Genomic DNA, 6194 nt, shown 5'->3' on the forward strand with positions numbered 1-6194 from the left:
CCGGGCGAACACCCGAGTACAACCAGTACGCGGGCGTCCGCCCGGCACGCCGAGAGCACGCTCCCCCAAGCTCTCGGCTTCGCTCGAGCAGGGGGACCCCCATGACGCCGCAGGGCCCGCCCTCCGGGCGGACGACGGGACTTTACGGACACCCCCTAGCGGGAACGGAGGGGTGGCTGCGGCTACGCGGGTGTCACCGCGTGGCCGTAGCGCAGCAGGTTCTCCGGGTCGTAGGTGGCCTTGTCGTGGCGCAGGCGGGCGTAGACCTCCGGGGTCCAGGCGCGGGCGATGTCCCGTTCGTCGCCGGGCGTGCCGTGGATGTTGACCATGGTGCGGCCGGTGCCGTAGGGCGCCATGGCCGTGTAGAGGCGGCGCGTGGCCTGTTCGACGGCCTCCGCCACCGGCGGCGCGGGCATGATCCCGACCGACTCCATGAAGTACCGCGCGTCCCGGGCGCAGACGGCGTCCTCGACGGGTGCCGGGCGGGCCAGTGCCCCGCCCATGTGGCGCAGCGAGGTGACCAGCAGCGGGTAGTCGGCGCCGACGGCCGGTCCGACCTGCTCCAGGAACGTGCTCAGGCCGTCGGAGGGCAGGTCGCGCAGGAGCATGCAGCACTCCCGGGCCGGGAGCGGGTCCTGGGGCTCCATGTGGATGCGGTCCAGGGCCGCGTAGTCCATCTCCTCCACCAGGTCGACGGCCACGGGGGCCGCCCGGCGCAGCGGGGCGATCAGTGCTTCGCCCTCGGCCGTGTCGCCCGGCCAGGCGAGCGCGACCCGGGCCCAGAAGCCGCCGCGCAGGGGTTCCGGGATCTGCGGGATGGGCGGCAGGCGGAGCACCGAGAACATGCTGGCCATCTCGTCCGGGACCGTGCGGGTCCAGTCCGACCAGGCGTGCAGCAGGGACTCGGTGTGTTCGGCGTGCCAGTGCAGGCCGCCGCCGTAGAGGCGGGGGAGAGGGAGCAGTTCGGTGACCAGTGAGGTGACCACGCCGACGTTGCCCTTGCCGCCGCGCAGCGCCCAGAACAGTTCCGGCTCGTGCTGGGGGTCCGCCTCGCGCAGGCGGCCGTCCGGGGTGACGACCTGGAAGGAGCGGACCAGGTCGGCGGCGTAGCCGTAGGCGCGGCCGAGGACCGGGAGTCCGCCGCCGAGGGTGTAGCCGACGACGCCCGCGTCGGTGGAGGTGCCGCACAGGCCGGCCAGGCCGTGGGGGGCGCCCGCGGCGAGGACGTGGCTCCACTTCGCGCCCGCGGCGATCCGCGCGGTGCGGGTGGCCGGGTCGACCTGGACGTCCGTCATGCGGGACGTGGTGATCAGCAGGCCCTGTTCGATGGGGAAGTTGGCGCCGTGGCCGGTGGCCTGCACGGCGACGGGGGTGTGGGTGGCGTGCGCCCAGCGCATGGCGGTGACGACGTCGTCCGGGCCGGTGGCGCCGACGACCACGTCCGGGGTGTGGAGGGCTGCCAGGTTGAAGCCGGTGACCTCGTCGGCGTAGGCGGGGTCGCCGGGGCGCAGGACCGGGCCGTGGATCTCCGAGAGGGCGAAGAGGTCGGGGGTGTGGTGGGGGGCGGTCATCGCGTCCTCCGTGGGGGCGGGTACGGAGGGACGGCGGCGGCGGGGTCTGCTCGGGCCGTCGGGGTCCTTGTCCTTCTCGTTGTTGATTTCAGGATGGACCTCGGGGGTGGTGGGCGCATCGTGGGGCCGAGGCCCGGCGGCGGGGTGCCTCCGGCCTCCGACAGTGCGTCGGCATCGGGGCGTTTGCGGCGGGCGTAGCGTAGAGGGCATGACGACGTACGGATCTTTCCCCGGTACGCGGCCGCGGCGGTTGCGGAGCAACCCCGTGATGCGTCGGATGGTCGCCGAGACCCGGTTGCACCCCGCCGACCTCATCCTGCCCGCCTTCGTGCGTGAGGGCGTCAGCGAGCCCGTGCCGATCGAGGCCATGCCCGGGGTCGTGCAGCACACCCGGGACAGTCTGAAGAAGGCCGCCGCGGAGGCCGTCGCGGCGGGGATCTCCGGGATCATGCTGTTCGGTGTGCCGGAGGAGTCGAAGAAGGACGCGCTCGGGACGCCGGGGACCGATCCGGACGGGATCCTCCAGGTCGCCCTCCGGGACGTGCGGGCCGAGGTCGGCGACGACCTGCTCGTCATGTCCGACCTGTGCCTGGACGAGACGACCGACCACGGGCACTGCGGCGTGCTCGACGCGCAGGGCCGGGTCGACAACGACGCCACCCTGGAGCGGTACGCCGAGATGGCCCAGGTGCAGGCCGACGCCGGAGCCCATGTGGTCGGCCCCAGCGGCATGATGGACGGGCAGATCGGGGTCGTCCGCGACGCCCTCGACCAGATCGGGCGGGAGGACGTCGCGATCCTCGCCTACACCGCGAAGTACGCCTCCGCCTTCTACGGGCCCTTCCGGGAGGCCGTCGGCTCCTCGCTCCAGGGGGACCGCAAGACCTACCAGCAGGACCCCGCCAACGCGCGCGAGTCCCTGCGCGAGCTGGCCCTCGACCTGGAGGAGGGCGCCGACATGGTGATGGTCAAGCCGGCCGGGCCCTACCTGGACATCCTCGCCCGGGTCGCGGACGCCGTGGACGTGCCCGTCGCCGCCTACCAGATCTCCGGCGAGTACTCGATGATCGAGGCCGCCGCCGAGAAGGGCTGGATCGACCGGGACCGGGCGATCCTGGAGACCCTGACCGGCATCCGGCGGGCCGGCGCGCGGAACATCCTCACCTACTGGGCCACCGAAGTGGCCCAGAAGCTCGGTTAGCCGAGCGGATCGGCCGGAGGGCACCATCAAGTCCCCTGGAGCGTTAGGTTGTTGACCAGCGAAGTGGTTGCTGATTGAACCACCTACTCTCCAGGGAGACGTCCATGTCCGGTGACGCCCTCAGTCAGGACCCCGCCGAGCTGCGGAGGAGGATCGACAGCAGCAAGGCGCACCCGGCGCGGGTCTACGACGTCTTCCTCGGCGGCAAGGACCACTACCCGGCGGACCGGGACGCCGCCGCGGCCGCGCTCGCCGCGAACCCGCGCGGGTACCTCGACGTGCGGCACAACCGCGACTTCCTGCGCCGCGCGGTGACCACGCTGGTCGAGCAGGACGGCATCCGGCAGTTCCTCGACGTCGGCACGGGACTGCCGACCGCCGAGAACGTGCACCAGATCGCGCAGCGGATCGAGCCGGACACGCGGGTCGTGTACGTCGACAACGACCCGGTCGTCCTCGCCCACGCGCGGGCCCTGCTGACCAGCGGCCCCGAGGGGCGCACGGACTACATCGACGCCGATCTGCGGGACCCGGCCCGCATCCTGGAACAGGCCGCCAAGACCCTGGACTTCGACCGTCCGGTCGCGCTCTGCCTGGTCGCGATCCTGCACTTCGTCGCGGACGAGGAGGCGTACCCGCTGGTGCGCGAGCTGCTCGACGCGCTGCCCGCCGGCAGCCGCCTGGTGCTCAGCCACCTGACCGAGGACCTGAACCCGGAGAACATCCGCGCGGTCCAGCGGACGTACACCGAGCGGGGGTTCACCTTCGTGCTGCGGTCCCGGGCGGAGGTGGAGAAGTTCTTCACGGAGAACCGGCTGGAGATCGCCGAACCGGGCATCGTCCCCGCGCACCGCTGGCGGCCCGACCACGCGGCCCCCGTCCCCGAGCAGCCGGAGGAGTCCTTCCTCGCCGGTCTCGACGACATCGAGAAGGTCCGCTACCGCGACATCAACGACGTGACGGACGCGGACATCAACGTGTACGCGGCCATCGGCGGCAAGGGCTGACCGGGCGGGCGCCCCACGGCCCGGTCGCCCGCCCGGCCGGGCCCGCTGTCCGGATCCCGGAAATGTTCTTGTAGGCGGCACGTACTTCTCTAGGCTGCGGCGCACGCGCCGTCACCGCAGCCGAAGGAGCCGTGTCATGACCCTCACCGCGCCCACGCCCACCCGCTCTCCCGCGCCGCGACTCGCCGCGCGGGCGCGCTCGGTCGGCGGCTCTCCCGTGCGGGACATCCTCGCCGTCACCGCCCGCCCCGAGGTGATCAACTTCGCGGGCGGGCTGCCGGCGCCGGAGCTGTTCGACGCGGGCGCCATCGCGGCCGCCTACCAGGCGGTGCTCACCGAGGCACCCGGCCGGGCGCTGCAGTACTCCACGACCGAGGGCGAGCCCGGCCTGCGAGCCGCCCTGGCCGGACGCACCACCGTGCGCGGCCTGCCGACCGGTCCCGACGACCTGCTCGTCACCACCGGCTCGCAGCAGGCCCTGTCCCTGCTGGCCACCGCGCTCCTCGAACCCGGGGACACCGTCCTCGTCGAGAACCCCTGCTACCTGGCCGCGCTGCAGGCCTTCGGCTTCACGGGCGCCCGGGTCGTGGCCGTGCCCGGCGACGAGCACGGCCTCGATCCCGAGGCGCTGGCGGAACTGGTGGTGAGCGAACGGCCCAAGCTGCTCTACACGGTGCCCACCTTCCAGAACCCCACCGGCCGGACGCTGCCCGCCGACCGGCGCGCCGCGGTGGCCGCCGTCGCCGCCCGGCACGGACTGTGGATCGTCGAGGACGACCCGTACGGGGAACTGCGCTACGACGGCGAGCGCGTGCCGTGGATCGCCTCCCACCCGGGCGCCGAGGACCGTACGGTGCTGCTCGGCAGCTTCTCCAAGGTCATGGCGCCCGGACTGCGGCTGGGCTGGCTGCGCGCGCCCGATGAGCTGCGGCGCGCCTGCGCCGTCGCCAAGCAGGCCGCCGACCTGCACACCCCGACCGTCAACCAGCTCGCCGCGGCCCGGTACCTGGCCGACAGCGACCTGGACGCGCACGTCGCGCGCGTCGCCCGCGTGTACCGCGAGCGCCGCGACGCCATGCTCGCGGGGCTGCCCGGGGCGCTGCCCGAGGGGTCGGTCTGGACCCGGCCGGAGGGCGGCATGTTCCTCTGGGCGAGCCTGCCCGAGCCGTACGACACGACGGCGCTGCTGCCGCAGGTCGTGCGGCACGACGTGGCCTACGTGCCCGGCGCCCCCTTCTACGCCGGAACGCCCGACCGCACGACCCTGCGGCTGTGCTTCGTGACGCAGACCCCGGAGGAGATCGGGGAGGGGCTGCGCAGGCTCGGGGAGGGGCTGCGGGGCGCGGCTCCCGGCGCATAGGAGGCCGCCGCCCGGGGCCCGCGCCGGCCGGCCTCCCAAGTCCTAGGGCCAAGGGCCGAGCGGGAGTTACGGCTGTGGCCCGCCGACAGGGCGAACGGCCCTGCATACGGTGCTGTCATGTCCGAATCCGTGCAGTTCGACCTTGACGTGTATCTCCGGCGGATCGGGTGGGAGGGGGAGCGGCGGGCCGACGCGGCGACCCTGCGCGGTGTGCACCTGGCGCACACGCGGGCCATTCCGTTCGAGAACCTCGACCCCCTGCGCGGTCAGGCCCCTTCCCTCGATCCGGCCGACCTCATGGCCAAGCTGGTCCACAGCCGGCGCGGCGGTTACTGCTACGAGCACAACACGCTGTTCGCCTGTGCGCTCAGGGCGCTGGGTTTCCGGGTGACCCTGCTGGTCGCGCGGGTCGTCCTGGGCGCCGACAGCATCGCGAGCCGGCCGCGCACGCACATGGCGTTGCTGGTCGAGGTCCCCGGCGAGGCGCGGCCGTACTTCGCGGACGTGGGCTTCGGGGCGGTCGGCTCGCTGCTGGAGCCGGTGCCGCTGGTGGCGGACACCGAGTTCACCGGGGCCGGGCGGCGGCACCGGCTGGTGCACGCACCGCACGACGGCCCCCTGGAGATGTGGGTGCTGGAGGCCCACGACCGGGCGAAGGACGACTGGACCGCGCAGTACGCCTTCACCCTGGAGCCCTTCGAGAAGCCCGACTTCGACGTCATCAACTGGTACGTCGGCACCAGCCCGCGCTCGCCGTTCACCCGGCGCCTCTACGTGCAGAACGTCCGCGCCGACCGGCACCTGCTGCTCGACGGGCGGCTGCTGACGGAGACCCGCGCCGACGGGACGGTCACCGAGCGGGAGGTGACCGGCGAGGCGGAGGCACGCCGGCTCCTTCAGGAGGAGTTCGGCATCAGCGCGCCGGAGGGGCTGACGCTGCTGACCGGCTGACGGTGTTTAGGCCCTAGTTGTATTGATCACGAGCGTTGTTAACGCGGGCAGGGCTTGATCATGGCGAAGACCTCCGGTGTGGTGGAGCTGTCTAGGACTGCACC

At 73.0% G+C, this 6194-nt stretch carries 5 protein-coding genes; 4 read left to right on the forward strand and 1 reads right to left on the reverse strand.

Features of this window, described 5'->3' with window-relative positions; genetic code table 11:
- Positions 1-182: 182 nt before the first annotated feature.
- Positions 183-1571, reverse strand: coding sequence for an FAD-binding oxidoreductase (locus ABZ948_RS40600; RefSeq protein WP_359768152.1), 1389 nt, complete (start codon positions 1569-1571; stop codon positions 183-185).
- 208 nt (positions 1572-1779) lie between these two features.
- On the opposite strand from ABZ948_RS40600, the gene hemB reads away from it, so the two are divergent.
- From hemB to ABZ948_RS40620, 4 genes are all read left to right on the forward strand, one after another.
- Positions 1780-2772, forward strand: a complete 993-nt coding sequence (hemB, locus tag ABZ948_RS40605) for a porphobilinogen synthase (RefSeq protein WP_359768153.1) — start codon at positions 1780-1782, stop codon at positions 2770-2772.
- A gap of 104 nt (positions 2773-2876) precedes the next feature.
- Positions 2877-3779 (forward strand): SAM-dependent methyltransferase, encoded by a 903-nt coding sequence (locus ABZ948_RS40610; protein WP_359768154.1) that lies wholly within the window; start codon positions 2877-2879, stop codon positions 3777-3779.
- A gap of 136 nt (positions 3780-3915) precedes the next feature.
- Positions 3916-5139, forward strand: a complete 1224-nt coding sequence (locus tag ABZ948_RS40615; protein WP_359768155.1) for an aminotransferase-like domain-containing protein — start codon at positions 3916-3918, stop codon at positions 5137-5139.
- Positions 5140-5256: 117 nt separating this feature from the next.
- Positions 5257-6090 carry an arylamine N-acetyltransferase family protein gene (locus ABZ948_RS40620; RefSeq protein WP_359768156.1) on the forward strand — a complete coding sequence of 278 codons (834 nt, stop codon included), beginning with the start codon at positions 5257-5259 and terminating at the stop codon, positions 6088-6090.
- Positions 6091-6194: the final 104 nt, after the last annotated feature.

Source organism: Streptomyces olindensis, from assembly GCF_040645895.1.
GTDB classification, from domain to species: Bacteria; Actinomycetota; Actinomycetes; order Streptomycetales; family Streptomycetaceae; genus Streptomyces; species Streptomyces olindensis.

Excerpts from the sequence above, each read along its gene's own strand:
- ABZ948_RS40615 (WP_359768155.1), top strand. The coding sequence starts at position 3,916 with ATGACCCTCACCGCGCCCACGCCCACCCGCTCTCCCGCGCCGCGACTC.
- hemB (WP_359768153.1), top strand. The coding sequence starts at position 1,780 with ATGACGACGTACGGATCTTTCCCCGGTACGCGGCCGCGGCGGTTGCGG.
- ABZ948_RS40600 (WP_359768152.1), bottom strand. The coding sequence starts at position 1,571 with ATGACCGCCCCCCACCACACCCCCGACCTCTTCGCCCTCTCGGAGATC.
- ABZ948_RS40620 (WP_359768156.1), top strand. The coding sequence starts at position 5,257 with ATGTCCGAATCCGTGCAGTTCGACCTTGACGTGTATCTCCGGCGGATC.
- ABZ948_RS40610 (WP_359768154.1), top strand. The coding sequence starts at position 2,877 with ATGTCCGGTGACGCCCTCAGTCAGGACCCCGCCGAGCTGCGGAGGAGG.